This is a genomic window from Piscinibacter sp. XHJ-5 (assembly GCF_029855045.1).
Taxonomy (GTDB): Bacteria; Pseudomonadota; Gammaproteobacteria; order Burkholderiales; family Burkholderiaceae_C; genus Albitalea.
Genome location: NZ_CP123228.1, coordinates 1,135,283 through 1,160,454, shown reverse-complemented (window position 1 = coordinate 1,160,454; position 25,172 = coordinate 1,135,283). Strand labels below are relative to the sequence as shown.

Sequence of the window (25,172 nt, the reverse complement as noted above, 5' to 3'; positions counted from 1 at the left end):
TCGTGTCGACGACAGAGCGGAGAAGGACTCGAGGTAGCGCGTGGCTTGTCCGCTTACGGAATTCAACTTGAAAGAATTCCACTTGGGGACTACATTGCACCCAGGAGCACCCCATGGCCGCGCACCCGCAACACGCCTCCCCCACCCTGCCGGCACTCGATTCGCCGGCCGCATCGGCAGCCGCCCTGCGCACTTTCTTCAACATCTCCAAGGCCTGGGCGCTGACTGCCACCGAGGAGCAGCGGCTCCTCGGCGTGCAGCGCTCGACGGTCTACGCCTGGCGAGCCGGCGACCACCCTGCGCGGCTCGACGCCGATACGCTGGAGCGCCTGAGCTATGTGTTCGGCATCTACTCGGCGCTGCAGGTGCTCTTCCCGGTGGCCGAGCGAGCCGATGCCTGGATCCGCAAGCCGAACACCGCTCCCCTTTTCGGCGGCCGCTCGGCGCTGGAGCGCATGCTGGGCGGCCAGGTCGCCGACCTGTTCGAGGTGCGACGCTACCTCGACGCCGTGCGGGGCGGCGTGTCTTGAAGCCCGACGAGCTGCCGCTCGCCGAGCTGCGCTGGGGCCCGACCTACCGTCTCGTGCCGAGTCGCTTTCCGCCGATCCCGCTGTTCGAGCGGGTGGCTGCGCCGGCCGACCTGGAGGTCGTGTTCGCGATCGAGGCGCTCACCAATCCGAGGCTGCGCCAGGAGGTCGGCGAGATCTCGCTGGTGCCGCGCGACGAGCGCATCAGCGGACCGGGCAGCAGCCCCATCATGGCCGCCTTCACTCATCTCAATCCGCTGGGCTCGCGCTTCACGTCGGGCGGCTACGGGGTCTACTACGCCGCCAGGACGCTGGCCACCGCCGTGCGCGAGGTCAGCCATCACCAGGCGATCTTCCTGGCCGCGACGCGCGAGCCGCCGATTTCGGTCGACATGCGGTGCTACAGGGCCACAGTGAAGCAGCCGCTGCACGACATCCGCGGCGCACGAGAGCGCTTGCCCGACGTCTATGCGCGCGAGCACTACCGCTCGTCGCAGCCCTTCGGCGCCGCACTGCGCGAGGCCGGCAGCTGGGGCATCGTCTATGACAGCGTGCGCGACGCGGGCGGCGAGTGCGTGGGCATCTTTCGCCCGCGGGCGTTGGGACCCGCGGTGCAGGGTGAGCACATCTCGCTGCAGTGGAACGGCGAGCAGGTTGAATCCTGGTACGTGAAGTCAGAGCTGCATCGGCTCTGACCGCTTGCGGCGCGACGGCTTGCCCCTTGCCGTCGCCTTCCGGGACGCGGCGCGCGAACCGAGGACATCGACAATGGCTTCGTGGCCGCGCGACAGCACCTCGTCGCTGGTCACGCTGACGCCGCGCGACCGGCCGCCGGCCTCGAAGCCCGGCTCCAGCACGCTCTTGGCCCGGGCGTAGTACTTCTCGCGCTCGGCCAGGCCGTTGGTTCCGCCGTTGATGCGCTTGGTGATGGCGACGAACTGCTCGCTGTCCGCCAGCTCGTTCAGGCCGTTGCTCTTCCAGAAGAGGCCCGCCGTCAAGAACGCATGCTCGGGCTGGGCGGCCAGCTGCGGCTGGCCGACGAAGTCCACCCCCAGCAGCTCACCGTACCTTCGGTAGTTGAAGCGCCCGGTGATCTGGATGGGCCCGCGCCCCTTGAAGCGCTGGCCGTCGCCGGCCTCGCTGTTGCCCAGCCGCCTGGCCAGGTCGCCAGGGGGCTCGTAGCGCAATTGGGCGGGCGTCGGGCCCCACAGCTCCTCCATGAAGCGGAGCTCTCCCGACTCGTGGGCCAGCTGCGCCACGAAGGCGGCCGTGCGCAGCAGCGTGTCCACGCCGTTGGCCTGCATCGCCTGGTTCAGGTGCGGCAAATACAACTCGCGCCTGGCCTGCGACAGGCCGGGCATGATCTGCCGAAGCTGGCTGTCGGTGATCATGAGCACCTCCGGGTTTCTCCGCCACGCCGGTCGATATTGGATCCGTCGCGGACGCCCGTCGCCCCCTACAGCGAAGAAAGCCGTGGGGACACAAAGCGTTGCGCACCCCGGCGTCATCCGCGGCATCTTGTAAAGCGCTCTATACGAAGCTGCAAATGCCGCAGGCCCCGCGCTGTTGCAGCTGTCACCAGCGCGGGGCCTGTCGGGAACCTCGTTTGCTACGGCCACTCGCACCCCCGTCTCGATCCATGCAGTACAAGCACTTCGTCCCCCTGTCCCTCGCCCTCGCCCTGTGCGCCACCGTCTCGCATGCCGCGACCGGTCGACCGACAGTGAGCGTGCCGACCAGCGTGAAGCGCGCCGACTTCGGGCGCGAACAGCCCTCGCGCGATGCCCGGCAAGTCGTCAACGACGTCGTCGCCTCGGGCGACAACGAAGGCGCGCACTTCATCGTCCTCGACAAGGTGAATGCGCGCGTCTATGTCTTCGAGCCGGGCGGCCGGCTGCTCGCTGCCGCGCCGGCCCTGCTCGGCCTGGCACACGGTGACGACACCGTGCCCGGCATCGGGGACAAGAAGATCGCCGACATCAAGCCGGAGGAGCGAACCACGCCCGCCGGCCGCTTCGTCGCCGAGATGGGGCAGAGCAGCTCGCGCGGCGAAGACGTGGTGTGGGTCGACTACGACTCTGCCGTCTCGATGCACCGCGTGGTCACGAGCAATCCGAAGGAGCGCCGACTGCAGCGGCTGGCCACCCGCACCGCGAAAGACAACCGCATCTCCTACGGCTGCATCAACCTGCCCAAGGCGTTCTACGAGAAGTGGGTCGGACCCACGGTGGCCCAGTCGTCCACCATCATCTACGTGCTGCCGGAGACCCGCTCCCCGCGGGAGGTGTTCGGCTTCATGGAGGCGTCGCGGGTGGCCGGCCGACAAGCGCCCGCCCGCAGCCTGCGAGCGGGACCACCCGAAGGAGCCAACTGGCCGACCATCGACCAGTGATCGAAAAAAAACCGGGCCATGGCCCGGTTTTTCTTTCAGCGATGCGCCCGAGGCGTCAGTTGCGGTCGGCGCGTGCCGAACGCGAACCGCTCGTCGAGCCGGAGCTCGACATGTCGCTGCTCGTGGTCGTGCCACTGCTGCTCGAGGTGGCGCCGCTCGTCGTGCTCGGGCTGGTGCTCGTGGTGGCCGAGGAGCTCGGGGCCGTCGTGGTGGCCGAGGAGCTCGGGGCGGTCGTGGTGGCCGACGGGCTCGGGCTCGTCGGGGTGGCCGACGGGCTGGTCGTGCCGCTGCCGCTCAGGGTCGAGCCGGAGCTGGTCCCGGAGCTGGTCCCGGAGCTGGTGGTGCCGGAGCTCGTGGTCCCCGAGCTGGTCGTGCCGGAGCTCGTGGTTCCGCTCGGCGGCATCGTTCCGGTCGTGCCGGCGGCGCCGGTGCCCGAGCCCGACGTGCTCGTCGAGGTGTCCGCGCCGCCCGTCGCGCCGCTGCCTGAGGTACCGGTCGAGCCCGAGGTACCCGTGCCCGTGCCGGACGTTTGCGCGTACGCCATACCAAGTGCTGCGGCGAGTACGGCGGCGAGGGTCAAGCTTTTTGGCAGTTTGCTCATGGGGAATCTCCTGTAGCAGATTGAAAGGTCAGTGTCAGCTGGTTGCCTGCTGCAGCGCTCCGCATCGTTCGCAGGCGCGCCAAAAGTCTCGGCAAGCCTTTAAGCAGGCAAAGGGCGTGCCTTGCATTCATCGGCGCAGTGCACGCGTCCGCCCTGCATTCGTGGGGTTGGCGGCCATGGACGGTAAGGGGCCCGCAAGGCGACATTCCAAGAATCAGTCGAGCCGACATGCGCCTCCGCCCACGTGCTGCGTGGGTGGCACGCCGGCTGCTGCGAAAAACGTCCGTCATTCCACTCAGCGAGGAGAAGTCATGAATCACCTGCCTCAGAACGTATGGCTCGAGCGCTGCGCGAATCGCATCATCGAAGTCGATCGCGATATCGCGGCCGATGAAGCGCGCCGGCTCGCACGCGAGCTCCAAGCCTTCGAGCGCACCGGCGTGATGGCGCCCGAGGCTGCCGTCGATTTCGTCGCGAGCGAGCTGGCACGCCCGCGTCCCGGTCGGTTCGAACGGCGCGCGTCGCCGCGCCACTGACCTCTGCGGTCTCTCGTGGACCGTCCCCGCGAATCCCGCACCGCCGGGACGCCCGAGCCGGTGCGCTGGCGCGGCTATGGCCGAGGGCCGCGGCACCTGCTCACGATCGGCCTGCTGCTGCTGGGGGGCACGCTCCTGGTGAGCCATCTGGGCAGCGTCGACTGGCGCGCCATGCGCGAGGTGATGGGCGACCTCTCGTACCGGTCTCTCGGGCGGGCCGCCCTCCTGGGAGCAGCAAGCTATGCGGTGTACTGCAGCTTCGACCTGCTCGCGCAACGCACCACCGGCCATCCGCTGACCCGGGGTCATGTCCTCGCCATCGCCTTCGTCGGCCACGCCTGCGCGCTGAGCCTCGGGCCCGCCGGCGCCGGTGTGCGCTTCCGCCTCTACGCCCATCACGGCGTACCGGCGCACCTCACGGCGGCGCTGTGGCTGTTCAATGTCTTCACCAACTGGCTCGGCTTCGCGACGCTGGCCGGCGTCGCGCTGGCGACGCGCGTCGTCGCGCTGCCGCCGGACTGGGGCCTGGCAGGCCTGCCGCTGCAATGGTTCGGCGTCGCCCTGCTCGGCGCGGTCTGCCTGTACCTGGTGGCCTGCCGCCTGGCCCGCGACCACCGCCTGGTGCTGCGCGGCGTGACATTCCGCCTGCCGCCGCTGCCGGTCGCCGCCGCGCAGTGCGGGCTGTCGTCGCTCAACTGGCTGCTGCTGGCCGGCGTGCTCCATGCCCTGCTCGGCGAGCGGGTGCCTTTCGAATCGGTCCTGTTGGCCCTGATGGCCAGCGCCCTCGCACTGGCCATCATCGACGTGCCGGCCGGCCTGGGCGTGCTGGAGACCGTGTTCGTCGCCCTGCTGAGCCCGCAGGTGCCGGCCACCGAAGTGCTGGGGGCGCTGCTCGCCTACCGCGCGATCTACTTCGTCGGACCGCTGCTGCTGGCGAGCGTCGTGTATCTCGCGCTGGAGTGGGACGCTGTCACGGCAGGTCGGCGATGGCGCGGCGAACGCTCCCGGCCGAACTGGCCAGGCGAGCCTCGGCCACGGCCACGTCGACTTTCTTGAGCAGCGAGACGATCGCCACCTTGACCTGGTAGTGGCAGGCAACGAGCGCCTGGCGCGCGCTGTCCTCGTCGGCGCCGGTGGCGCGCATCGTGAGGCTGATGGCGCGTCGGAACAGCTTGGCGTTCGTCGGCTGCAGGTCGACCATCAGGTTGCCATAGACCTTGTTGAGCCGGACCATGATCGCGCTGGACAGCGTGTTCAGCGCGATCTTCTGCGAGGTTCCGGCCTTCAGCCGCGTGCTGCCCGAGATCACCTCGCTGCCGGTGTTCAGGGTGATCGCGACTTCAGCGCCCAGGGTCACCGGTGCGGCGGGGTTGTTCGCGATGCCGATGGTCAGCGCACCGGCGGCGCGCGCCGCTTCGAGCGCGCCCATCACATACGGCGTCGCACCTGACGCGGCCAGCAGGATGACGACGTCGCCGGCCGCGACACGCACTCCCTCGATGTCGATCCGGCCCTGCTCCAGGCTGTCCTCCGCCCCTTCCACCGACTCGAACATCGCCTGCTGGCCTCCCGCCAGCAGGGCCACCGCGCGCTCGCGCGGCCACGAGAAGGTGGGAAACAGCTCCACGCTGTCGAGCACCCCCAGCCGCCCGGACGTGCCGGCGCCGACGTACAGGAGGCGTCCGCCGGCGGCGATCCGCGGCACGGCGGCCTCCACCGCCAGCGCGATGCGCCCGGCCGCGGACCTCACCGCCTGCACGGCATGGGCCTGGTCGTCGATGAAGGCCGCGACGAGGTCGGCAACCGGGTACTGGTCCAGGTCGGGGTGGCAATCGCTCGGGATTTCGGTCTTGAGCATCGGCGACGGTGAAGCGGCGGCCGCGACGCGACTATCTTCGCCCGAAACAGGCGTGCCCGCCCCGCCGGAAGCACCGGCAGGGCGGGCCGGGACGTGACGTGCGGCCGCAGCCGCACGTCTATCGGCCGTCGCGATCGGAATCGCCGGGCACCGCGCGCTCGACCGCATTGCCGACCCGCTCCCAGGCGTCGCGCGTCGCCTCCTTGGCGTGCTCCCAAGTCAGCCGCGAGCTGCCCCGGGCCCGATCCCAGCCGGCGCCGATGTCCGATTCGACGTCGTCGAAGGCGCGGCCGGGGTGATCGCTGTAGGCGCTCAGCCCATAGCGATAGGCCGGCCCGTAGTCGTCGTAGTTGTAGGTCGGGTCGACGTACGGCCGGCTCGAGTAGGTCTTGCGCCAATACGCATCCTCGGCCGTCGGATCCACCAGCTCGGCAACGCCCTTGCCGGCCAAGCCGCCCGCCACCGCCCCGATGGCCGCGCCGATCGCCGTGCCGATCGGACCCGCGGCGGTGCCGACCGCGGCGCCGGCTGCCAGCCCGCCGGCGGCTGCCCCCAGCCCGGTGCCCACGGGGTGCGACCCCGGCGCACCGCTGAGCGGATCGCGGTTTTCGTCGCGTGCCCGTTGTTCGCCCTTGGCAAGGGGTCTGTCGTTCTTCGTGTTCATGGCGTTTCTTTCTCCTGGTCCTGCTGTTGAAGAAAGGCGATGAGCCGTCGCATCGAAGCGGGGATCGCCGCAGCCATTCGACCCGCATCGGCGGGCACGGCCCATCGGACGGCCGCGCCCGCGGCCGTAGGACATCCCTGGCAAGGACGTCAGGGGGTCGGACGCACCCCGACGAACAGCGCCGAGGCGACGATGCACTCGGCGGTGCGCTCGTGCTCGGCGGATTTGCGCTTGGCGGCGCGGGTTTCGTCGCTGCTGACGTCGAGCGTGGTAAGCCCCAGGAGCGCCACCACCAGCGCAGCGATGAACAAGCCGTAGCGCTGGGCCGGCGTGCCATCGGGCGGCTTGGGCGGACGGGGGTTCATGGTGGTCATCTCGCGGCTCTTCGACGAAGGGCCATCCAAGATTAGTCATCGTGCCCGGGATTGATATCCCTAGTGGCCTCAGAGCTCGTACCACTTTGTTTCAGCGGCGCCGCCGCCCGGCGTGCACGCCGATCCCGAGCCGGTTCGCGCAGCAAGCCCTGCGACCGGTCCGGGTTTGTGTCGGGGTCGACACGAAGTCGCTAAACGGGAGCAAGACGGCGGCGGCTCAATCGGCTCAACGGGTGCCGTCACCCCGCCCTCACCAGAGGACTCCATGGAAGCACACGACGCCGGGCTTGCCCACGACCTTCAAACCCTTGCCGCCTCCATTGCCGAACGGCGCCGCGCGCTGCGCTGGCTCGCAGGCGGCGCCGGCGCGTTGGCGCTGTGGGGTTGCGGAGGCGGCGGGGACGACACATCCGGCACCAGCACGACGACGACCACCGACACCACGACCAGCACCGGCACCACGACCACCACCGGCAGCACCAGCACGACCACCTGCCCGGTGATCCCCGAGGAGACCGCCGGCCCGTACCCGGGCGACGGCTCGAACAGCAATGGCAGCGGAATCGCCAACGCGCTCGCGCTGTCGGGCATCGTGCGCAGCGACATTCGTTCGAGCATCGCCGGCGCCACCGGCGTGGCGAACGGCGTGACCCTCACCGTCAAGCTGCACCTGGTCAACACCAACAGCAGCTGCGCCGACCTCTCCGGGTATGCGGTGTACCTGTGGCACTGCACCGCCGACGGCAAGTACTCGATGTATTCCTCGGGCGTCACCGGAGAGAACTACCTGCGCGGCGTGCAGCAGGCCGACAGCGACGGACTCGTCGCCTTCACGACCATCTTCCCCGGCTGCTACAGCGGCCGCATGCCGCACATCCACTTCGAGGTGTACCGCTCCTCGACCACCGCAACCTCGTACACCAACAAGCTGAAGACCTCGCAAATCGCTTTCCCGACCGACGTGTGCGCCGAGGTGTACGCCACCAGCGGCTACAGCGCGAGCGCGGCCAATCTGGCTGCGATCAGCTTCTCCACGGACAACGTCTTCAGCGATGGCGTGACGCTGCAGCTGGCAACCGTGACCGGCAACGCCACCGACGGCTACGTCGCGGAGCTGCAGGTCGGCGTGGGCGCCTGACGCCCCGAGCGCTGAGGCAAGATGGCGGCTCTGCCCACGACCGCCCAACCATGACACGCTGCCTGGTGGTGGACGACGACCGCGAGATCCGCGACGGCGTCCAGTCCTATCTCAGCCGGTTCGGCATGATCACGTCCGCCGCGGCGAGCGGCGCCGAGATGCGCCGCGCGATGCGCGCCGCCGACTTCGACGTGGTCATCCTGGACCTGATGCTGCCCGACGAGAATGGCCTCGACCTGTGCCGGTGGATGCGCGAGACCTCGGGCGTGCCGGTCATCATGCTGACGGCCCAGGGCGACCCGATCAGTCGCGTGGTCGGCCTGGAGATCGGCGCCGACGACTACGTCGGCAAGCCCTTCGAGCCGCGCGAGCTGGTCGCGCGCATCAATGCGGTGCTGCGACGTGTCAACCGGGGCGAGGCACCGGCCACACCCGATGCCGAACGCCGCGTGCGCTTCGACGGCTGGGAGCTCGATCGCATGCAGCGCGAGCTGCTGTCGCCCGACCAGCTCGTGGTGCCGTTGTCGAGCGCCGAATTCCGCCTGCTGTGCGCCTTCATCGAGCGACCCAACCGCGTGCTCAGCCGCGACCAGCTCATCGACGCCAGCCGGGCCCCCGGCGTCGACGTGAACGACCGCAGCATCGACCTCGCCGTCTCCCGGCTGCGGCAGAAGCTCGCAGATTCGCCGCGCGAGCCGCGCCTCATCCGCACGGTGCGCGGCGAGGGTTATCTCTTTGCCGCCAAGGTGACGCCGTGAAACGACTGTGGCGCGACACGCTGTTCAAGCGGCTGTTCATCCTGATGTGGGTGGCCCTGGTCGGCAGTCACCTCGTGGCCTTCGCCCTCGTGACGAAACACTTCTCGCCCGGCGATGCAGGGCCCGACGGACCGCCGCCGCAGCACTCGCTGCCCACGCTGCCCTCGCTGCCCCCCACGCCGGGGTTGCCCGACGATCCGCGCACCGGGCGCCCGCCCGACGAGATGGAAGAGCCGCCGGGCCCGCGTGAGCTGCCCGCCGGCATGCTGGTGCTCGACTACGGCGTGCGCCTGGCGGTCATCGGGCTGGCCGCCTGGTGGGGCGCGCGCTGGCTGTCCCGGCCGATGCAGCGGCTGGTCGATGCGTCGCGCTCGCTGGGACCGGCCATCGGCCGCGACGACCAGCTGCCGCAGCTCGACGAACGGCGCGGCACGTTCGAGGTGCGCGAAGCGTCGCGGGTCTTCAACGACATGGCGCGCCAGCTCAACGACGACTTCAAGTCGCGCGGCCTGCTCGCGGCGGCGATCTCGCACGACCTGCGCACGCCGCTGACGCGGGTGCGCATGCGGCTCGAGACCCTGGAGTCCGAGCCTGCCGCGCAGCGCTGCATCGCCGACGTGCGCGAGATGAACCAGCTCATCGACACCGTGCTCGACGTGTTCCGCGGCCACGGCATGGCCGAGGCGCCGAAGCAGACCGACGTCTGCGCGCTGGCGCAGTCGCTGGCCGACGACCTGGTCGAGCAAGGACATGCCGTCACGTTTCGCGGCGGGCCGGCACGCGCGAAGTCGCAGCCGGCGGCCCTGCGGCGCGCCCTCGCGAACCTGATCGAGAACGCGGTTCGCTACGGCGATGCGGCGCAGGTGTCGGTGGCCAGCGACGACGGCCGCGTGCGGATCGTGGTCGAGGACCGCGGCCCCGGCATCCCGGAGGCGCAGCTGGACGCGGTGTTCCGTCCGTTCCACCGCGTCGATGCCTCGCGCAGCCGCGACACCGGCGGCATCGGCCTGGGGCTGTACATCGCGCGTGACCTGCTGCAGCGCCAGGGCGGCACGGTCACCGTCGCCAACCGCGACGGCGGCGGCCTGCGCGCGACGATCGAGCTTCCCGCGCTCTAGAAACCGCGACTGACTGCCCTCTGCCGCATCCTCTAGTGGATGCGCAGGCTGCCCATGCCGAACAGGCCGATGAGGCCGATCACGATGAGGTAGATCGCGACGATGAAGTTGAGCAGCTTCGGCATGATGAGGATCAGGATGCCGGCTATGAGGCTGATGAGCGGGCCGAGGCTGAGGTGGATGTTCATGGCGCGTCCTTGGAATGAAGACGCGGCATGCTAGCGGCGTTTGGCGCTACGCCAATCTCTCGCGCTGCGCCAGCGACGGAAACAGCTTCATCCACACCGCCACCACGATCAGCGTCCCCACGCCGCCGACGACCACCGATCCCACCGGGCCCAGCCATGCCGCCACGGCGCCTGACTCGAACTCGCCGAGCTGGTTGGACGCCCCGATGAAGATCGAATTGACTGCGCTGACGCGTCCACGCATGTCGTTGGGCGTTTCCAGCTGAACCAGCGAGTGGCGGATCACCACGCTGACCATGTCGGCCGCTCCGGAGACGAACAGCGCGACCAGCGAGAGGACGAACGACGTCGACAGTCCGAACGCCAGGGTCGCCGCGCCGTAGACGGCCACCGAGGCGAACATGACGCGGCCGACGCGGCGCGTGACCGGCCAGCGCGTGAGCGCGGCCGACATCAGCAGCGCTCCGACTCCCGGCGCCGAGCGCAGCAGCCCCAGCCCCCAGGGGCCCACGTGCAGCACATCCTTGGCGAACATCGGCAGCAGCGCCGTCGCGCCGCCGAGCAGCACCGCGAACAGGTCCAGCGAGATGGCGCCCAGCACGACCTTGCGCTGCCAGATGTAGTGCACGCCGGCGAACACGGTCTGCAGCGTCACCGGCTCCTTGGGCGGCGGCTGGTGCTCGTAGCGCAAGCCGAGGATCATCCCGGAGCCGATCGCGAAGAGGCCCGCGCAGACCGCGTACACGGCGTGCGGGCCCGCGACGTAGATGAAACCACCGAGCGCCGGGCCGGCAATGATCGAGACCTGCATCGCCGACGAGCTGAAGGCGAGCGCGCGCGGCAGCATCGAAGGGGGCACCAGCAGCGGCGCGAGCGATTGGGAGGCCGGCATCTGGAACGCCTTGACCGTGCCGAGCGCGACCGACAAGGCCAGCAGCAACTCGCGGCTGGCCCACTGCCCCTGCGAGGCGATCACCAGCACCAGGCCGAGCAGCGCCGACAGACCCATGGTGGCAGCCAGGATGCGGCCGCGATGATGCCGGTCAGCCACATGGCCGGCGGGCAGCGTGAGGACCAGCGCCGGCAGGAACTGCAGCAGGCCGACCAGCCCGAGATCCCAGGCGCTGGCCGTCAAGTCGTACATCTGCCAGCCCACCGCCACCATCATCATCTGGTTGCCGGCCGCACCCGCGAGCCGGGCGAACCAGAAGCGCATGTAGGCGCGCTGGGAGAAGAGCGAATCGGTCGGCATGGGCGCGCGCGAGCTTAACCGCGGCGCCCCGGCTCAGTCGGCTTGGGGGTTACCGCTCCATGCTGTCATGCCGCCTGACGTGCGGGCATCGCGCACCACGCGGCCCGCGTCGGCGCGACCGGCTCGATGGCGCACCAGGCGGGGCTCGCCTGCTTGCCCGGCATCGCGCACCACGCGGCATCGGCTTGCTTGCCAAGCATCGCGCACCACGCCGCATCGGCCTGCTTGCCCGGCATCGCGCACCACGCCGCATCGGCTTGCTTGCCAGGCATCGCGCACCACGCGGCATCGGCCTGCTTGCCAGGCATCGCGCACCACGCCGCATCGGCCTGCTTGCCCGGCATCGCGCACCACGCCGCATCGGCTTGCTTGCCAGGCATCGCGCACCACGCCGCATCGGCTTGCTTGCCAGGCATCGCGCACCACGCGGCATCGGCCTGCTTGCCAGGCATCGCGCACCACGCCGCATCGGCCTCGCCAACGTTGGCGCCGAACTCCGTCGCGTACAGCGCCTGCATCTGCGCGAAAGCCTCGTCCAGCGCCTTCGCGTCGTCCTCGCCCCGCAGGCCGAGGTACGGGAAGTGATGCAGGAAGTGGCCGAAGGTCGCCTCGCAGTCCGCCGCGTACTTCATCGTGTCGAGGATGTGCATGTGCCAGAAGCGGTCGGTGTCCTGGTCGGGTGCCAGCGTCATCTCCGGATACTTGGCGTGCAGGATGAGGTAGCGCTTGTAGGACATCTCCATCCGGTCGGCATACGCCTCGGACCAGCCGTAGCCGTCCTCGCTGCGCGTCGCCTTGAACTTGATGGGCGCGAGGTCGAGCGCCTCGATGGCAGCGATCGTCTGCTCCAACGTTCTGTTGGTCTTCGAAGTCATGGGATCTCCCGGGGAAGTTGAGTGGACCCGGGACGGACTGCCCCGGGCTTTCGTATCGCCGCGATCGCGACGGGTCTTACGCCACTGCGGGCGCGACGAACAGGCTGCGCAGGTGCCGCGCCATGAACTTGCAGGCAGCGTCCGCCGGCAGCGGCTTGCAGAGCCAGTAGCCCTGGATCTCGTCGCAGCCTCTGCGGTGGAGATGCGTGAGCTGCGCTTCGGTCTCGACGCCCTCTGCCACCACCTTCATGCGCAGGCCGTGGGCCAGGGTGATGATGCCGTCGGTCAGCGCCTGTGCATCGCCGTCCTGCGACAGGTCGTTGACGAAGGAGCGGTCGATCTTCACCGTGGACAGCGGGAATCGCTTCAGGTACGACAGCGACGAATAGCCCGTGCCGAAGTCGTCGATCGCCAGGCCGATCCCCATGTCGCGGATCTGCTGCAGCATGCCGACCGCATGCTCGGGGTTCTTCATCATCGCGCCTTCGGTGATCTCGAGCTCCAGCAGCGACGGGTCCAGCCCGGTGCTGCGCAGCACCTCGGCGATGTCGGCGATCAGCGTGCGGCTGTTGAGCTGGCGCGGCGAAAGGTTCACGCTCATCTGCACCGGCGGCAGCCCGCGCTCCTGCCATGCACGCGCATCGCTGCAAGCCTGCTGCAACGCCCAGCGGCCCATGGCGTCGATCAGGCCGGTCTCTTCGGCGATCGGGATGAACTGCACCGGCGACACCATGCCCAGCACCGGATGGCGCCAGCGCATCAGCGCCTCGACGCCGGCGATGGACTGCGTCTGGAGATTCATCTTCGGCTGGTAGTGCAGCTCCAGCTCGCCGCGCTCGATGGCGCGCCGCAGGCCCGACTCGATCATCAGCCGCTCGGTGCCCTGGGCGTTCATCTGCGCCGCATAGAACTGGTAGTTGCCCCGTCCCTTGTCCTTGGCGCGGTACATCGCCGTGTCGGCGTTCTTCAGCAGCGTCTCGCCGTCGGCGCCGTCCTCCGGATAGATGCTCACGCCGATGCTGGCCGTCACGTGCAGCTCGCGCTCTCCGATGACGAAGGGCTCGGCGCAACACGCAAGCACCTTGTCGGCCACGACGGCGGCATCGCTCGCCTTGGACAGGTTCTCGAGCACCAGCACGAATTCGTCGCCGCCGAAGCGCGCGACCGCGTCGTCCTCGCGCAGCACCTTCGAGAGACGCTCGCCGCAGGCCTTGATCATGGCGTCGCCGACGCCATGGCCCAGGGTGTCGTTGATCTGCTTGAAGCGATCGATGTCGACGAACATCACCGCGAAGCGCTTCTGGTGGCGGTTGCTGCGCTTGACCGCGCGGGCCAGGTCGCGCTGCAGCGAGCTGCGGTTGGCCAGCCCGGTGAGCGAGTCGTGGCTCGCCATGTAGCGCAGGGCCTGCTCGGCGCGCTTGCGCTGCTCGAACTGCGCAATCTGGAGTGCAATCGTGCGCAGCGCGTCCAGCACATCGGCGTCGACCGCCTTCGCCTGGCGGCTGAAGAACTCGAGCGCGGTCGCGCTGCCGCCGGCGGCGATCGGCACGACGACGCCGGTCGCGAGACCGCTCTGATGCGCCAGCGCGTCGCGCGTGAAGTCGACCTTGGCCGTGAGCGTGTCGATGACGACCGCCTCGCCGGTGCGCCAGGCGCGTCCCAGCGAGCCTTCGTCGCTGCGGTAGTTCAGCGTGCGGCTGATCCGGACGAACTGCGAGAGGACCGGCTCGTCGCCGGCATACCAGGCCGCTGCGCATCGCGCCAGCGCGTCCTCGTGCACGCCCCAGAAGGCGCCGCAATCCCAGCGCAGATGCGTGCACACCGCCTCGATCGCACGCGACATCACCAGCTCGGGCTCGCTGTCGCTGACCAGCAGCTGCGCGATCTCGTGCTCGAGCTGCAGCCGCAGCGCGCCCTTGCGCCGCTGCGTGTCGTCGCGCACCGTGCCGCGCAGCACGCGCCTGCCGTCTTCCTCGGTGAGCTGCACGATGGTGTGCACCCACCGCTCGGTGCCGTCCGCGAGCCGCAGGCGATGCTCGAACTCGCTGCGCTGTCCCGATTGCGACGCCCCCTCGATGTGCGTCTGCACCGCCGCGCGCTCGTCGTCGGGCACCCGCGAGAGCAGCGTCTCGAGATCGGGCAGCGCCGGGCCGGCATCGAAGCCGAAGATGCGCCTGGCCTCGTCGGAGCAGAACACCGCGCCGCTTTGCGCGTCGAGCAGCCAGCTTCCGAGGTTGGCCAGGTGCTGCGCTTCCTCGAGCTGGCGTTCGCTGGTGCGAAGGTGCACGGTCATCGCGTTGGCGATGGCCTGGGCGCGGCTGCGCGCCGTCGCCAGCGAGTAGACGATGCCGGCGAGCAGCGTGCTCATCGCGATGCCGCACAGCACGATGAGCCACGGGATGGAGCGGTCCATCCGGCCCAGGACACGGGAGGCATCCTCGCTCACTTCGACGAGCCACGAGTGCCCGCCCAGATCGAAGGCCAGCGTGCGAACCATGCGCTCGTTCGCGGCGGCAGCGGGCTCATGCTCGGCGCTGTCGAACAGCAGTCCCTCTTCGAGCGGCGCCACGTCGGTCATCCTCGCTTCGACGCGCGTCCCGAGCGCCTGCTGGCCGGGCCCGGCATCGAACAGCCGCAGCCGGACGAGACCGTCGCCGTGTCCGGCGACGACGTCGCGCATCATGCGGTCGACGCTGAAGCCGGCGCCGACCGACCCGATGTAGGCGGCGCGCCGCTCATCGACGGTGGCCAACGACATGCGCGGGCGATACACCGGAAGGCGCATCGCCAGTCCGATGTCGCCGGCGCTGCTGCTGATCTTGATCTTGCGACCCGACGAGGTGAGCCCGCCGGTGTCGCGAGCCTGCTCGAGCGCTCTCATCGCCCGCGGCGCGCTCGCAAGGTCCTTGCCGACCACGTGTTCGTTGCCGGCGCGCGGCTCGATGAAGCTCACCGGATGGGCATAGGGACGCTCGGCCGAGGGTGACAGCGGTGCGTAGTTGACGACGCAGAAGCCGGGATAGCTCGTGGACAGCGACAGGCCGGCCACATACTCGCTGAACTGCTCGCCCGTGACGGCATCGGACGTGCTGAACAGCGCGCGCAAGCCGACGAGGACCTCGGTGTAGGCATCGAACTGGCCTTCCACCTTGCGTGCGAGGTCGGTGGCCACCGCATCGAAGCGCTGGCTGGCGCCGCGCTGGACTTCCCGGTCCGCGGCCACGCCCAGGCCGATCGACAGTGCCGCGCCCGCCGCGAACACCAGCAGCGGCAGCACCAGCTTGCCGTGCGACAGCTTCGATATCAGGCCCATGGGCCACTCCCTTTTTGTTGTTGCGAACTCTAGGCCCCACCCTCGCGAGCGCATAGTCGGCCACGCGACATGCCGGCTGTACGAACTTGCCCTACAACCGGCTGGCCATGTCCTACGCAGCGGCGCGCAGGCGGCCGATCGCTTCGGCGCGCGTCGAGGCCGACACTGACCTCATGCGCACGAATCGCTGCACGAAACGATGGACCGCGTGGGCACTGATGTCGCTGCTGGCGTTCGCGACCGGCATCCGCGCCGAGCCCCCTGCACAGCCCGCTCGCGACCCGGCAGGCGCGACGGCACAGAAGCCGCAGATCGATCATTCGGGGCGGCCCCGCGTGGGCAAGGCTTCGTTCTATGCGCGGTACTTCTTCGGCCGCCGCATGGCCGACGGCACCCCCATGGATCCGCACGGCGACAACGCGGCGAGCCGCACGCTGCCGCTGGGGACCAAGGCCCGCGTCACCAATCTCGAGACGGGACGCAGCGCCATCGTGACCATCCAGGACCGCGGCCCGTATGTGAAGGGCCGCATCGTCGACCTCTCGCCGGCGACGGCGCAGCGGATCGGGCTCACGCAGCGCGACGGCCTCGCGCCGGTGGAAGTCGCCCCCATCGCCGTGCCGCAGCCGGATGGCAGCGTGAAGTCCGTCGCAGGTGCCGACGAAGACGATCGGCCCGAAGGCACATCGCGCCGCGGCGGATAGCAGGCTCGTTTCTCGGCAAGTTTTTCCGGTCTCGCGCGCTTCAAAGCCATACGCTTGCGAGGCCAAGCGCCCTTGTGAGACAACGGCGCCAACGGTCGCGTGGGCGATCGCCGAGGGCAGGACATCCGATGAAAACCATCGCAGCAGCACTGGCGGCTTGCATCGCCGCGGGTTGTGCGACGCAACAGCGCAGCGAGCCCGTCACCGTCGTGCGCACACGTCCGCCGGCCAACGTCCAGGAAACGGTTTCGAGCTACTTCGACCTCACCATGGCCGGACCGCAGCACAACCGCAAGCTGGCCATCGGATCCCCCGAAGCCTCGGACTGCGCGCTGCGCGGCAGCGGCGGCTACCACAAGGGCTGGATGGTGCCGGTGATCTACGACACATCGCCGCCGCCCGCGGCTTCCGCTGCACCGGCTCGCACATCGGCCGCGGGCACCGGCTCCGCGAAAGGCTCGAGCGCCAAGGGCGCGGCCACCAGGGCTGTCGCGCCGGCCGTGACCACCAGCACCGCGCCGACGGTCACCGGCGACGACGGCATCACGACGGCCACGCTGCGCGAAGTGCAGATCTCGGGCAAGGGCTACTTCTTCTGGTTCAGCAACGACACCATTGCCGGCGTGTCGCGGCGCGCCGACGGCTGTCCCTGACAGAACGGAGGTCCGCAGCAGGCGGTCGGTTCAGCGCTTCAGCGCCAGCGACCGGGCTGGCGGATGAGCGCCAGCTGCGGTGACGGTGCCGTCACCTTCGCGTCGAAGGGATACACCGCCGTCCCGACGGCATGCAGCACCTTCTGCACGTAGGCGCGCGTCTCGCGATACGGGGGCACGCCACGGTAGCGTTCGACGGCGCCTTCTCCTGCGTTGTAGGCAGCGGCGACCAGCGACACGTCGCCCTCGAAATAGGCCAGCAGCCAGCTCAGGTAGGCGACACCGCCGCGAATGTTCTGCGCCGGATCGTACGGATTGCGCACGTTGAAGCGGGCCGCCGTGGCCGGAATGAGCTGCATCAATCCCTTGGCGTTCTTCGGCGAGAGCGCGACCGTGTCGAAGTTGGACTCGGCCTCGATGATGGCCAGCGCCAGCTGCGGCTCGACCTGGTACTGCGGGGCGATCTTCGTGACCAGGTTGAGGATGTTGGGCGGCGCCGCGATGCGCTGCGGGCGTGGGCGGGCCGCGGCCACGGCAGTGGCCGGCTTGGCGGCAGGAGCCGGCGCGCGCATGCAGTCGGGCACATCGGTGGTTGGGCCGCCGACCACGCGAAGCATGTGCTGCGCCTGCTCCATGCCCTGCTCGGCCGCGATCTGGAAGAAGAACGCCGCGGTCGCATCGCTGCGTTCGACGCCGCTGCCGTTGGTGTACATCCAGCCGAGGCGGAACTGCGAATCCATGTCGCCCAGCCGCGCAGCCTCGCAGTAGAGCGCGGCTGCACGCAGCGGGTCCTTCTCGATGCCGTTGCCGAGCTCGAGCCCCGCGGCCTCCTCACGCAGCGAAACGATCAGGACGTTCTCGGCCTGCGTGTCGATGGCCGACGCCGGCGTGGCGACCAGGGCGCAGCAAATCACCCCGGCCATGATCAGGCCGAGGTGTCGTCGGGCGCGGAAGGCGATGGGCATGGCGCGATTTTCGGGAACTGCGCGGGCAACCACCAGCGCCCGACCTAGGGGGTGCAAAACCCGAAAGTCGTGATGCGCTTCGCGTTACATCGGCCTCGCGCCGCCGGCGCGCGCCATTGGAGTTACCCTCGCCCCTCCAACGAGAGCACGCCATGGGGAAGTTCTGGATGCAGCGGTCCGGCGCCGGCGCCTACGTCGTCGCCGCCGGACTGGCGCTGGCCGCCGCCGGGCTGCACTGGCTCATCGAGCCCTTCACCGACGCGCGCAGCCCCTTTCTCTTCTACCTCCCGATCCTGACCATCACGGCTGCCATCGCCGGGCGAGGGCCGGCGCTGGTGGTACTGGCGATAGGCGCGCTCAACGGCGCCGAGCTGATGACACCCGGGGCCGGATTGCACCTCACCACGTCGGCCGACCAGGTCGCCATCGCCGCGTACCTGGTGGTCGGGCTGGTCCTCGTGCTGTTCGGCGCACGCGTGCGGCTCATCGGCCGGCGCGCGGCGGAGGCGGAATACCGCCTGCGGCTGGCGCAGGAAGACACCGGCATCGGCCTGTTCGAAGTCGACTTCGTGTCGAAGACGGTGTCGGCGTCGGCCTCCATGGTGCAGCTGCTGGGCCGCGCCCCGACACGCTCGCCGATGAGCCTCGCGCAGTGGGCCGACATGCTGCCCGCGGACGAGATCGCCAAGGGCAGCCGCCACCTGAAGCAGAAGCTCGCCGAGGGCGCCGAAGGGTACGAGCGTGAGCACCGAATCGATCTCCCCGACGGGCGCGTGCGCTGGCTGATGTCGCGCGTGCACATCCAGCGCGGACCGGACGGGCGGGCGCTGCGGGTACGGGGCGCATCGGTGGACATCACCCGGCGCAAGGAGACCGACACGCTGCTGCGCCAGACGCAGGACGAGCTGCGCCAGCAGGTGGCCGACCTGCGCCGCCTGCACGAGGTGAGCAGCCGGCTGATCGAGCTGCCCACGCTGGCCGATCAGCTCGGGCTGCTGCTGGACACGGCCTGCGAGGTTCACCAGACCGGCCGCGGGCTGGTCTCGCTGTTCGACCCGCGACTGCGCCGCCTGGCGATCGAGGCCAGCACAGGCTTCGACGAGGAGTCGCTGCGCCGTCTGTGCGCGGCCGGGTCGGGCCCCCTGGCCTGCGACGCCGCCTTCGTGCAGGGGCGCCGGGTCGTCGTCGAGGACATCGAGCGCGATCCCGACTTCGAGCCCTTGCGCGAACAGGCGCAGCGCGAAGGCATCCGCGCGCTGCACAGCACGCCGCTGCTCAGCATGTCGGGCGACGTGATCGGCGTGCTGTCCGTGCACTTCGCGCAGCCGCGGCTGCCCACGCCGCGCGAGATCTCGCTGACCGACATCTACGCGCGCAAGGCCGCTGTGATCGTCGAGCGGGCCCGGGCGGCCTCCCGCGCGACGCAGACCGAGCGCCGCTTTCGCGTCGCGCTCGAGTCGTCCGGCGTGCCGTTCAGCGTGCTCGCACCGGTGCGCGACGAGCGCGGCGCCATCGTCGACTTCCGCTGGGAGTACCTCAATGCCGCGGCAGCGCGCGTGCTGCGGCAGTCGGCGCCGCAGCTCATCGGGCGCCGCGTGCTCGACGTGTTGCCGGGCACCTGGGACGTGCCGGGCCTGTTCGACGCCTACGTGGCGGTGGTCGAGAGCGGCCAGACGCGCGAGCTGGTGCTGCAGCCGGCCTCTCACGGCATCGAAGGGTGGTTCCACATCATCGCGTCGCCGTTCGAGGGCTCGGTCGCCGTCTGGTTCGCCGACATCACCGAGCGCAAGCGCCACGAGCAGGCGCTGCAGGAAGCCGACCGGCGCAAGGACGAGTTCCTCGCCACGCTCGCGCACGAGCTGCGCAATCCGCTCGCGCCCATCCGGCAGGCGGCGCTCATCTCCAAGGCCGCCAACGCGAGCGAGGCGCAGAAGCGCTGGAGTCACGAGGTCATCGAACGCCAGGTGAAGCACATGGCCCTTCTGCTGGACGACCTGCTCGACGTGTCGCGCATCACGCGTGGGATGCTGCAGCTTCGCCGCGCCGCCACCGAACTGAAGGCGGTGATCGATGCGGCGGTGGAGACGGCGCGCCCGTCGATCGACGCGAAGCGCCACCGGCTGCAGATCGACCTCCCGCCCGAGCCGGTGATGGTGGACGTGGATCCGTTGCGACTCGCGCAGGTCGTGGCCAACCTGCTCACCAACGCGGCGAAGTACACCGACCCGAACGGCGCGATCCGGGTGGCCGCGGCGCACCGCGGCGACGACATCGCGATCGAGGTGACCGACAACGGCATCGGCCTGCGTCCCGAAGCGCTCGGCGAGATCTTCGACATGTTCACGCAGGTGCGCAGCGCCGAAGACCGCTCCAGCGGCGGGCTCGGCATCGGCCTCGCGTTGGCCAAGGGCCTGGTCGAGCTGCACGGCGGCACCATCAGCGCGGCCAGCGAGGGACCCGGGCGCGGCAGCCGGTTCTCCATCGCCCTGCCCGGGGCAGCGGTCAGGCAGCGCGCCGCGACGCCGGCGGGTCCCGGCGAGCAGGCCGCCGGGCCGCGGCGGCGCGTGCTGGTCGCCGACGACAACCGCGACGCCGCCGACAGCCTGGCGGCGCTGCTGCGCCTGGCCGGACACGAGGTGAGCGTGACCTACGACGGAGAAGCCGCACTCGACGAGTACGACCGCTGGTGCCCCGATGCCGCCCTGCTCGACATCGGCATGCCGCGGCGCAGCGGCTATGAAGTGGCCGCCGAGATCCGTGCCCGCCCCGGCGGCGGCGCCGTCATCCTGGTCGCCGTCACCGGCTGGGGCCAGACCAAGGACCGCTCGACCGCCATCGCCGCGGGCTTCGACCATCACCTCACCAAGCCGGTCGATCCCGACAAGGTGCACGAGCTCCTGGCTTCGCCGCGGCCGATCGAACGCCGCGCGCCGGAAGGGAGCGAGGCGGTCGCACGCACGTGAGGCGGCCCGGCGTCAACTTCGTCACACCGCCTTCGGTTGCGTTTCGATACAGTCCTTCCGACGACAAGGGCACACCCGCGCGAAAGCCGGGGTCGCAAAGCTTCCGGTCTAACGCCCGCCAGGGCCACGACAGCGGGGTTGCCAACCTGGCCGCACAGGGGTGTGCCTGCGTCTCGACTCAAGACCAGGAAGAACGCCGTGTGCACGACCCCGACCCAGCCTTCGCCTTCATCCGACGTGAGCTCGACCATCGCTTCCGTGGCATCGCCCGCGCCCGCCGATTCGTTCTTCGACCGCGCACGGCAGCTGGTGCTCTTCCTCGCGGAATCGCCGCGGCCGCCGGTCGCCACGCGGAGCGTGGAGCACGACGTCGCCGACTGGATCGCACGCTGGCAGAAGCTCCCTTCGCAGGGCTGGAGCCGCGCCCAGCACTTCGTCGGCGACGAGCTCGGCATCATCATCCGCGCGCTGAGCGGCCCCCACGCCGGCCCCGCGCGCCGAAGCGACGAGCGCAACGAGCAGCTGTGCTGGCTGCTCGCCCGCTGCATGGCCGAAGCGGCCTGACACGATCCCGACGGCACCTGGGTTACCCTCGGGTCGTCATGACGACCCCACCTCCCAACCGACGCCTCTACGCCCGCAAGGTGCTGCGAGCCACGGCCAGCGTGCAGCTGCCCAGCGGCCCGCGCGACGTGCGCACCTGGGACGTCGGCGTCGACGGCATGTCGCTGGTCTCGCCCAAGCCCATCGCGCCGGGCACCCGGTGCACCGTCACGCTCGACCTGCCGGGCGGAGGCCCGGTCAGCGTGGCGGGCAAGACGGTCTATTGCTCGCTGATGGGCGCCGAGGGGTTCAAGGTCGGGCTGGTCTTCGTGAACCCCGATCCCCAGACCGAGGACGCGTTTCGCGCGTTCGTCGCCTAGGCTTTCGCGCTAGTCGCCGTAGCTGGCGATCGCAGCATGGCTGGGATCGACATCCTCGCGATGGCTGTCGAGCGCCGCCCACCCCATGTGCTGCGCGATCGGCAAGGCGCGTGGCGCCATCGCCGGCGTGGCGGAGGTCGCGGGCGCACCGGGCTGCGCGACAGCGCGCGAGACGGGTCGTGCATCGCCGACGCGGGTCGCGGCCTCGGCCACGTCGGCATCGCCGCAGGCGGCCAGCGTCAGGCACGCGACAACGCCGCATGCGGCGCAAAGCCATGTCGACAAGAGATCGGTGCGCATGAAGAACTCCAGATCGCGGCAAACGGCCGCCCTCATCGCAACAATCGAAATCCGAGTGCCGAAGCGGACAGGCTCGCCCAACAGCCCCCTAGTCAGTCGGGGATCGGACCCTGCTGCGCTCACCCGCAGGCGAGCAGTTCCGCGAGCCGGCGCGTCACCCACTGCGCTTCCGGCGCGCTGACGCCGGACGCCGGACTCAAGAGCCCCTCGTGCACCCGCGACAGCACGTCGCTGTCGGCAATGCCCAGCTGCCACTGCAGCGTCTTCGCCTGGTCGACCAGCACGACGGCGAGGTCTTCACAGAATTCGTAGCGCGCCGCAATCTCGGCCTGCGACGCGCTCGGCTTGATCCGCCCCGGCTCGACGAACAACGCCACGAAGGAGGCGGGCACGACGATCTGGCTGTCTTCGGACATCTCAGTACGCCACCGGGTCGCGATGGCGTGGATCGTCGTGCAGCGCCCAGTACGCATCCTGCAGGCGCTGCGTGACCGGGCCCGGCGCGGGATGCCGCAGCGACCGGCCGTTGACCCTCGCGATGGGCAGCACGCCGCCGCCGGTGGAGGTGACGAAGACCTCGTCGGCGAGCTCCAGGTCCTCGGCGGGAACCGCCTGCACGCGCAGCGGGATGTCGAGGGCGCCGCACAGCTCGATGACGGTGCGGCGCGAGATGCCTTCCAGCACGCCGCGATCGGGCGTTCGCACCACGCGGTCGCTCACGACGAAGACGTTGAAGCCCGGGCCCTCGGTGACGTTGCCGGCGGCATCGACGACGCAGCTGGTATCGCCGCCATGGTCGTAAGCGTCGTACAAGGACATCACCAGATCGATCCAGTGGTAGTTCTTGACCGTCGGATCGACGGATTCGGGCGCGATGCGCTGCCGGCGGCTCACGAACAGATCGATTCCGGCGCGCTGCTTCTCGGGCGGCGCGATCCACACGAACGGCAGCGCGTAGGCGTAGAAGCGGTTGGTGGCCAGGCGAGGATCGCGAGCTCCGCGTGGCGGCACGCCCCGGGTGCAGACCATCGCCACGTAGGCGTCCTGCAGGCCGCCGGCGCGCACGCAGCCATGAAGGATGCGGCGCACCTCGGCCTTGTCGTGCGGGATGCTCATGCGCAGCGTCGCCAGGCTGCGAAAGAAGCGCTCGAGGTGGTCGTCGAGCCGGAAGAACGAGCCGCGCCACACGCTGGCGACGTCGTAGGTGGCATCGGACCGGGTGAAGCCCCAGTCGAACAGCGAGAGCTTGGCCTCTGACAGCGGAACCCAGTCGCCTTCGACGAAGGCCGCCCCGCCGTCGAATTGGTTCGTTCGCACGTCGCGCATCGCATGCTCCTGTGTGGAGGGCGGATGCTAGCGGTCCGCGAGACTAAGCTAGTGCCTGTTCACGAGAACCGGGAGGCGCGCATGGATTCGATGAAGACGACGGCCGCATGCTGGAGCGTGGCGCTGGCGATGGCCGGTTGCGGCGGCGGCAGCACCACCACCGTGGGCGGCACCGTGAGCGGGCTGCCGGCCGGCTCGACGGTCTCGCTGCAGAACAACGGCAAGAGCACCCTGGTGGTCGGCGCCAACGGCAGCTTCACCTTCGACAAGGAGTTCATCGAAGGCGAGCACTACGACGTCACCGTCTCCGCCCAGCCGGCAGGCGGCCAGTGCACGGTCTCCGACGGCAAGGGGCGCATCGACGACACCTCGCAGCAGGTCACCAACATCACGGTGGCCTGCGTGCCCGCCTATTCGGTGAGCGGCAGCGTCTCGGGCCTGGCCGAGAACACCAGCGTCACGCTGCAGATCAACGAAGCCGATCCTCTGGTCATCTCGGCCAACGGCTTCTTCGTCTTCCCGACGCAGCTGGTGGTCGGGGCCCGCTACGAGGTGACCGTGAGCACCCAGCCGGCCGAGGGAAGCTGCACGGTGCAGCAGGGCATCGGCACCATGCCGGGCGCCAATGTGACCAACGTCGCCGTCACGTGCGAGTGAGCGCGCGGCTGCGCGAGGCGGAGCGCCACGCGAGCGTCGACAGTCCGAAGGCCAGCAGCAGCACGGTCGCAGGCTCGGGAACGACCGCAGCCGCGAGCATCGCCTCGCCCAGCAGGCGGTGCGTCACGGCGGTCGGGTGAATGCCGTCCCAGAAAAGGTACTGGTCGGGGTGCTCGCACACCGAGCCTCCGCCGGTGAAGCCGAGATCGTCGCCGGTGTAGCAACGGTCGGTCAGGTTGGTCAGCCCGTGCGTCGCCGCGTTGGCGACGATCCCTTCGAAGCTGGCGTAGCTGTCGAAGCGGATGAGGTGCACGTCGGGATGGCTCGCCGCGAAGCCGTCGAGCAGCGTGTCCAGCTCGCCGTTGAAGGCCTGGACCAGCGCGGTCGCCGCCGCCTGGCCGGGCGCGCCGCCGAGCTCGCGAACCCGCGGCACGCGACCGAGGTTCGGCACGTTGGGCACCAGCAGGTGCCGCGCGCCCTCGTCGGCCAGTCCGTTCAGCATGCTGTCGATGTCGTCGAGGGTCTGGCTCAGGGTGGGAATCGGCTGCCCGAGCGGATCGGTGGTGCGGCCGAGGAAGATGTCCTGAAGGTTGTTGGCGCCGGCCCACAGCACGTACAGAGCGTGCGGATCGGCAGCACCGGGCAGCGCGCGGAACTGCGCGACCTGGTCGTTGATGCCGAGGAAGGGAGGCCCGAACAGCTGATAGCGCGTACGGGCCCCGCCGTAGGCGTAGTTGCTGCCCCCTCGCTGGGAGGCGAGCGCGCTGAATCCCAGGCCCTGGGCCAGCACGTCGGCATACAGCGGTCCGTTGCTCGCCCTGCCCTCGGGGTCGTAGGGCGGCCCGGGAACGACGGCAGGCGCGCCGGGCGGATGGGGAATCGCGGCATAGACCGTGGTGACGTTGCCCGTGTCGGTGAGGCTGTCGCCGAAGAAGTGCACGCCGCTGAAAGGCTGGGCGGTGGCCGCGCCGGCCGCCAGCAGTGTCAGCAGGGTTGCGACGATCTTGCGCATGATCACCTCCGCGATGAAGGACCCCGGCGCGGGAAGAGCAATCGGCGCTCCCGGCACCGCGCTTGCTGCCTTTCT

The 25,172-nt window shown here is 69.9% G+C and carries 28 protein-coding genes and 1 riboswitch; of the genes, 15 read left to right on the top strand and 13 right to left on the bottom strand.

The window, feature by feature from the left end; genetic code table 11:
• The first annotated feature begins 113 nt into the window (after nucleotides 1–113).
• Both P7V53_RS05515 and P7V53_RS05510 read left to right on the top strand, forming a co-directional pair.
• Nucleotides 114–530: an antitoxin Xre/MbcA/ParS toxin-binding domain-containing protein gene (locus P7V53_RS05515; protein ID WP_280154479.1), complete on the top strand. Its 417-nt coding sequence runs from the start codon at nucleotides 114–116 to the stop codon at nucleotides 528–530.
• Nucleotides 527–1,222, top strand: a complete 696-nt coding sequence (locus P7V53_RS05510) for an RES family NAD+ phosphorylase (RefSeq protein WP_280154478.1) — start codon at nucleotides 527–529, stop codon at nucleotides 1,220–1,222. The genes P7V53_RS05515 and P7V53_RS05510 overlap by 4 nt, the downstream gene beginning before the upstream one ends.
• Here P7V53_RS05510 and P7V53_RS05505 read toward each other — a convergent pair.
• A complete protein-coding gene (locus P7V53_RS05505) occupies nucleotides 1,202–1,918 on the bottom strand; it encodes a glycoside hydrolase family 19 protein (RefSeq protein ID WP_280154477.1) in 717 nt (238 codons plus the stop codon). The two genes, P7V53_RS05510 and P7V53_RS05505, sit on opposite strands and share 21 nt — an antisense overlap.
• Before the next feature lie 248 nt (nucleotides 1,919–2,166).
• On the opposite strand from P7V53_RS05505, the gene P7V53_RS05500 reads away from it, so the two are divergent.
• From P7V53_RS05500 to P7V53_RS05485, 4 genes are all read left to right on the top strand, one after another.
• The gene (locus tag P7V53_RS05500; RefSeq protein ID WP_280154476.1) at nucleotides 2,167–2,919 is read left to right on the top strand and encodes a hypothetical protein; all 753 of its coding nucleotides are present in this window, start codon (nucleotides 2,167–2,169) and stop codon (nucleotides 2,917–2,919) included.
• Nucleotides 2,916–3,536, top strand: a complete 621-nt coding sequence (locus P7V53_RS05495; RefSeq protein ID WP_280154475.1) for a hypothetical protein — start codon at nucleotides 2,916–2,918, stop codon at nucleotides 3,534–3,536. Before P7V53_RS05500 ends, P7V53_RS05495 begins: the two co-directional genes overlap by 4 nt.
• Nucleotides 3,537–3,831: 295 nt before the next feature.
• The gene (locus P7V53_RS05490; protein WP_280154474.1) at nucleotides 3,832–4,056 is read left to right on the top strand and encodes a hypothetical protein; all 225 of its coding nucleotides are present in this window, start codon (nucleotides 3,832–3,834) and stop codon (nucleotides 4,054–4,056) included.
• Between the two features lie 15 nt (nucleotides 4,057–4,071).
• A complete protein-coding gene (locus P7V53_RS05485; protein WP_280154473.1) occupies nucleotides 4,072–5,112 on the top strand; it encodes a YbhN family protein in 1,041 nt (346 codons plus the stop codon).
• On the opposite strand, the gene P7V53_RS05480 is transcribed toward P7V53_RS05485, so the two are convergent.
• The 3 genes from P7V53_RS05480 to P7V53_RS05470 form a co-directional block, all read right to left on the bottom strand.
• Nucleotides 5,027–5,914 carry an N-acetylmuramic acid 6-phosphate etherase gene (locus P7V53_RS05480; protein WP_280154472.1) on the bottom strand — a complete coding sequence of 296 codons (888 nt, stop codon included), beginning with the start codon at nucleotides 5,912–5,914 and terminating at the stop codon, nucleotides 5,027–5,029. The two genes, P7V53_RS05485 and P7V53_RS05480, sit on opposite strands and share 86 nt — an antisense overlap.
• Before the next feature lie 118 nt (nucleotides 5,915–6,032).
• Nucleotides 6,033–6,578, bottom strand: a complete 546-nt coding sequence (locus tag P7V53_RS05475; protein WP_280154471.1) for a hypothetical protein — start codon at nucleotides 6,576–6,578, stop codon at nucleotides 6,033–6,035.
• 149 nt (nucleotides 6,579–6,727) lie between these two features.
• Entirely contained in the window at nucleotides 6,728–6,943 is a 216-nt protein-coding gene (locus P7V53_RS05470) for a hypothetical protein (protein WP_280154470.1), read from the bottom strand.
• A 274-nt stretch (nucleotides 6,944–7,217) separates the two neighbouring features.
• Here P7V53_RS05470 and P7V53_RS05465 point away from each other — a divergent pair, with 274 nt between their 5' ends.
• Genes P7V53_RS05465 through P7V53_RS05455 form a run of 3 tightly spaced genes read left to right on the top strand, consistent with a single transcriptional unit; the run spans nucleotide 7,218 to nucleotide 9,966 of the window.
• Complete coding sequence (locus P7V53_RS05465) at nucleotides 7,218–8,090, top strand: intradiol ring-cleavage dioxygenase (protein ID WP_280154469.1); 873 nt, start codon at nucleotides 7,218–7,220, stop codon at nucleotides 8,088–8,090.
• A 50-nt stretch (nucleotides 8,091–8,140) separates the two neighbouring features.
• A complete protein-coding gene (locus tag P7V53_RS05460) occupies nucleotides 8,141–8,848 on the top strand; it encodes a response regulator transcription factor (protein ID WP_280154468.1) in 708 nt (235 codons plus the stop codon).
• On the top strand, nucleotides 8,845–9,966 hold the full coding sequence (locus P7V53_RS05455; protein ID WP_280154467.1) for an ATP-binding protein: 1,122 nt from the start codon (nucleotides 8,845–8,847) through the stop codon (nucleotides 9,964–9,966). Before P7V53_RS05460 ends, P7V53_RS05455 begins: the two co-directional genes overlap by 4 nt.
• 32 nt (nucleotides 9,967–9,998) lie before the next feature.
• Here P7V53_RS05455 and P7V53_RS05450 read toward each other — a convergent pair whose 3' ends face one another.
• The 4 genes from P7V53_RS05450 to P7V53_RS05435 form a co-directional block, all read right to left on the bottom strand.
• Nucleotides 9,999–10,154: a DUF3096 domain-containing protein gene (locus P7V53_RS05450; RefSeq protein WP_280154465.1), complete on the bottom strand. Its 156-nt coding sequence runs from the start codon at nucleotides 10,152–10,154 to the stop codon at nucleotides 9,999–10,001.
• Between the two features lie 46 nt (nucleotides 10,155–10,200).
• Nucleotides 10,201–11,406 (bottom strand): MFS transporter, encoded by a 1,206-nt coding sequence (locus tag P7V53_RS05445; RefSeq protein WP_280154464.1) that lies wholly within the window; start codon nucleotides 11,404–11,406, stop codon nucleotides 10,201–10,203.
• Between the two features lie 65 nt (nucleotides 11,407–11,471).
• Nucleotides 11,472–12,281: a hypothetical protein gene (locus P7V53_RS05440; RefSeq protein WP_280154463.1), complete on the bottom strand. Its 810-nt coding sequence runs from the start codon at nucleotides 12,279–12,281 to the stop codon at nucleotides 11,472–11,474.
• 76 nt (nucleotides 12,282–12,357) lie between these two features.
• Nucleotides 12,358–15,594, bottom strand: a complete 3,237-nt coding sequence (locus P7V53_RS05435) for an EAL domain-containing protein (protein ID WP_280154462.1) — start codon at nucleotides 15,592–15,594, stop codon at nucleotides 12,358–12,360.
• A 173-nt stretch (nucleotides 15,595–15,767) separates the two neighbouring features.
• On the opposite strand from P7V53_RS05435, the gene P7V53_RS05430 reads away from it, so the two are divergent.
• Together P7V53_RS05430 and P7V53_RS05425 are read left to right on the top strand one after the other, a co-directional pair.
• Nucleotides 15,768–16,298, top strand: coding sequence for a septal ring lytic transglycosylase RlpA family protein (locus P7V53_RS05430; protein WP_280154461.1), 531 nt, complete (start codon nucleotides 15,768–15,770; stop codon nucleotides 16,296–16,298).
• Nucleotides 16,299–16,426: 128 nt separating this feature from the next.
• Nucleotides 16,427–16,951 (top strand): hypothetical protein, encoded by a 525-nt coding sequence (locus P7V53_RS05425; protein WP_280154460.1) that lies wholly within the window; start codon nucleotides 16,427–16,429, stop codon nucleotides 16,949–16,951.
• Between the two features lie 38 nt (nucleotides 16,952–16,989).
• On the opposite strand, the gene P7V53_RS05420 is transcribed toward P7V53_RS05425, so the two are convergent.
• On the bottom strand, nucleotides 16,990–17,916 hold the full coding sequence (locus P7V53_RS05420) for a transglycosylase SLT domain-containing protein (RefSeq protein ID WP_280154459.1): 927 nt from the start codon (nucleotides 17,914–17,916) through the stop codon (nucleotides 16,990–16,992).
• Nucleotides 17,917–18,068: 152 nt separating this feature from the next.
• Here P7V53_RS05420 and P7V53_RS05415 point away from each other — a divergent pair, with 152 nt between their 5' ends.
• The 3 genes from P7V53_RS05415 (at nucleotide 18,069) to P7V53_RS05405 (ending at nucleotide 21,802) form a co-directional block, all read left to right on the top strand.
• Nucleotides 18,069–20,879, top strand: coding sequence for an ATP-binding protein (locus tag P7V53_RS05415; RefSeq protein WP_280154458.1), 2,811 nt, complete (start codon nucleotides 18,069–18,071; stop codon nucleotides 20,877–20,879).
• 58 nt (nucleotides 20,880–20,937) lie between these two features.
• Nucleotides 20,938–21,025, top strand: a riboswitch (cyclic di-GMP riboswitch).
• A gap of 112 nt (nucleotides 21,026–21,137) precedes the next feature.
• A complete protein-coding gene (locus tag P7V53_RS05410; RefSeq protein ID WP_280154457.1) occupies nucleotides 21,138–21,443 on the top strand; it encodes a hypothetical protein in 306 nt (101 codons plus the stop codon).
• 38 nt (nucleotides 21,444–21,481) lie between these two features.
• Nucleotides 21,482–21,802 carry a PilZ domain-containing protein gene (locus P7V53_RS05405; RefSeq protein WP_280154456.1) on the top strand — a complete coding sequence of 107 codons (321 nt, stop codon included), beginning with the start codon at nucleotides 21,482–21,484 and terminating at the stop codon, nucleotides 21,800–21,802.
• A 9-nt stretch (nucleotides 21,803–21,811) separates the two neighbouring features.
• On the opposite strand, the gene P7V53_RS05400 is transcribed toward P7V53_RS05405, so the two are convergent.
• The 3 genes from P7V53_RS05400 to P7V53_RS05390 form a co-directional block, all read right to left on the bottom strand.
• Complete coding sequence (locus P7V53_RS05400) at nucleotides 21,812–22,102, bottom strand: hypothetical protein (RefSeq protein WP_280154455.1); 291 nt, start codon at nucleotides 22,100–22,102, stop codon at nucleotides 21,812–21,814.
• A gap of 119 nt (nucleotides 22,103–22,221) precedes the next feature.
• A complete protein-coding gene (locus tag P7V53_RS05395) occupies nucleotides 22,222–22,518 on the bottom strand; it encodes an ATPase with chaperone activity (RefSeq protein ID WP_280154454.1) in 297 nt (98 codons plus the stop codon).
• A 1-nt stretch (nucleotide 22,519) separates the two neighbouring features.
• Nucleotides 22,520–23,428, bottom strand: coding sequence for an aminotransferase class IV (locus P7V53_RS05390; protein ID WP_280154453.1), 909 nt, complete (start codon nucleotides 23,426–23,428; stop codon nucleotides 22,520–22,522).
• A gap of 81 nt (nucleotides 23,429–23,509) precedes the next feature.
• Here P7V53_RS05390 and P7V53_RS05385 point away from each other — a divergent pair, with 81 nt between their 5' ends.
• On the top strand, nucleotides 23,510–24,085 hold the full coding sequence (locus P7V53_RS05385) for a hypothetical protein (protein WP_280154452.1): 576 nt from the start codon (nucleotides 23,510–23,512) through the stop codon (nucleotides 24,083–24,085).
• Here the strand turns inward: P7V53_RS05385 and P7V53_RS05380 are convergent.
• The gene (locus P7V53_RS05380; RefSeq protein ID WP_280154451.1) at nucleotides 24,072–25,097 is read right to left on the bottom strand and encodes an SGNH/GDSL hydrolase family protein; all 1,026 of its coding nucleotides are present in this window, start codon (nucleotides 25,095–25,097) and stop codon (nucleotides 24,072–24,074) included. The two genes, P7V53_RS05385 and P7V53_RS05380, sit on opposite strands and share 14 nt — an antisense overlap.
• Nucleotides 25,098–25,172 lie beyond the last annotated feature (75 nt).

What these genes read in the sequence shown, in the direction of transcription:
- P7V53_RS05395 (WP_280154454.1), bottom strand. Translation starts at nt 22,518, where the DNA reads ATGTCCGAAGACAGCCAGATCGTCGTGCCCGCCTCCTTCGTGGCGTTG.
- P7V53_RS05385 (WP_280154452.1), top strand. Translation starts at nt 23,510, where the DNA reads ATGGATTCGATGAAGACGACGGCCGCATGCTGGAGCGTGGCGCTGGCG.
- P7V53_RS05400 (WP_280154455.1), bottom strand. Translation starts at nt 22,102, where the DNA reads ATGCGCACCGATCTCTTGTCGACATGGCTTTGCGCCGCATGCGGCGTT.
- P7V53_RS05380 (WP_280154451.1), bottom strand. Translation starts at nt 25,097, where the DNA reads ATGCGCAAGATCGTCGCAACCCTGCTGACACTGCTGGCGGCCGGCGCG.
- P7V53_RS05405 (WP_280154456.1), top strand. Translation starts at nt 21,482, where the DNA reads ATGACGACCCCACCTCCCAACCGACGCCTCTACGCCCGCAAGGTGCTG.
- P7V53_RS05450 (WP_280154465.1), bottom strand. Translation starts at nt 10,154, where the DNA reads ATGAACATCCACCTCAGCCTCGGCCCGCTCATCAGCCTCATAGCCGGC.
- P7V53_RS05470 (WP_280154470.1), bottom strand. Translation starts at nt 6,943, where the DNA reads ATGAACCCCCGTCCGCCCAAGCCGCCCGATGGCACGCCGGCCCAGCGC.
- P7V53_RS05475 (WP_280154471.1), bottom strand. Translation starts at nt 6,578, where the DNA reads ATGAACACGAAGAACGACAGACCCCTTGCCAAGGGCGAACAACGGGCA.
- P7V53_RS05490 (WP_280154474.1), top strand. Translation starts at nt 3,832, where the DNA reads ATGAATCACCTGCCTCAGAACGTATGGCTCGAGCGCTGCGCGAATCGC.
- P7V53_RS05480 (WP_280154472.1), bottom strand. Translation starts at nt 5,914, where the DNA reads ATGCTCAAGACCGAAATCCCGAGCGATTGCCACCCCGACCTGGACCAG.
- P7V53_RS05440 (WP_280154463.1), bottom strand. Translation starts at nt 12,281, where the DNA reads ATGACTTCGAAGACCAACAGAACGTTGGAGCAGACGATCGCTGCCATC.
- P7V53_RS05435 (WP_280154462.1), bottom strand. Translation starts at nt 15,594, where the DNA reads ATGGGCCTGATATCGAAGCTGTCGCACGGCAAGCTGGTGCTGCCGCTG.
- P7V53_RS05425 (WP_280154460.1), top strand. Translation starts at nt 16,427, where the DNA reads ATGAAAACCATCGCAGCAGCACTGGCGGCTTGCATCGCCGCGGGTTGT.
- P7V53_RS05500 (WP_280154476.1), top strand. Translation starts at nt 2,167, where the DNA reads ATGCAGTACAAGCACTTCGTCCCCCTGTCCCTCGCCCTCGCCCTGTGC.
- P7V53_RS05465 (WP_280154469.1), top strand. Translation starts at nt 7,218, where the DNA reads ATGGAAGCACACGACGCCGGGCTTGCCCACGACCTTCAAACCCTTGCC.
- P7V53_RS05460 (WP_280154468.1), top strand. Translation starts at nt 8,141, where the DNA reads ATGACACGCTGCCTGGTGGTGGACGACGACCGCGAGATCCGCGACGGC.
- P7V53_RS05505 (WP_280154477.1), bottom strand. Translation starts at nt 1,918, where the DNA reads ATGATCACCGACAGCCAGCTTCGGCAGATCATGCCCGGCCTGTCGCAG.
- P7V53_RS05415 (WP_280154458.1), top strand. Translation starts at nt 18,069, where the DNA reads ATGGGGAAGTTCTGGATGCAGCGGTCCGGCGCCGGCGCCTACGTCGTC.
- P7V53_RS05445 (WP_280154464.1), bottom strand. Translation starts at nt 11,406, where the DNA reads ATGCCGACCGATTCGCTCTTCTCCCAGCGCGCCTACATGCGCTTCTGG.
- P7V53_RS05515 (WP_280154479.1), top strand. Translation starts at nt 114, where the DNA reads ATGGCCGCGCACCCGCAACACGCCTCCCCCACCCTGCCGGCACTCGAT.
- P7V53_RS05430 (WP_280154461.1), top strand. Translation starts at nt 15,768, where the DNA reads ATGCGCACGAATCGCTGCACGAAACGATGGACCGCGTGGGCACTGATG.
- P7V53_RS05420 (WP_280154459.1), bottom strand. Translation starts at nt 17,916, where the DNA reads ATGCCCATCGCCTTCCGCGCCCGACGACACCTCGGCCTGATCATGGCC.
- P7V53_RS05390 (WP_280154453.1), bottom strand. Translation starts at nt 23,428, where the DNA reads ATGCGCGACGTGCGAACGAACCAATTCGACGGCGGGGCGGCCTTCGTC.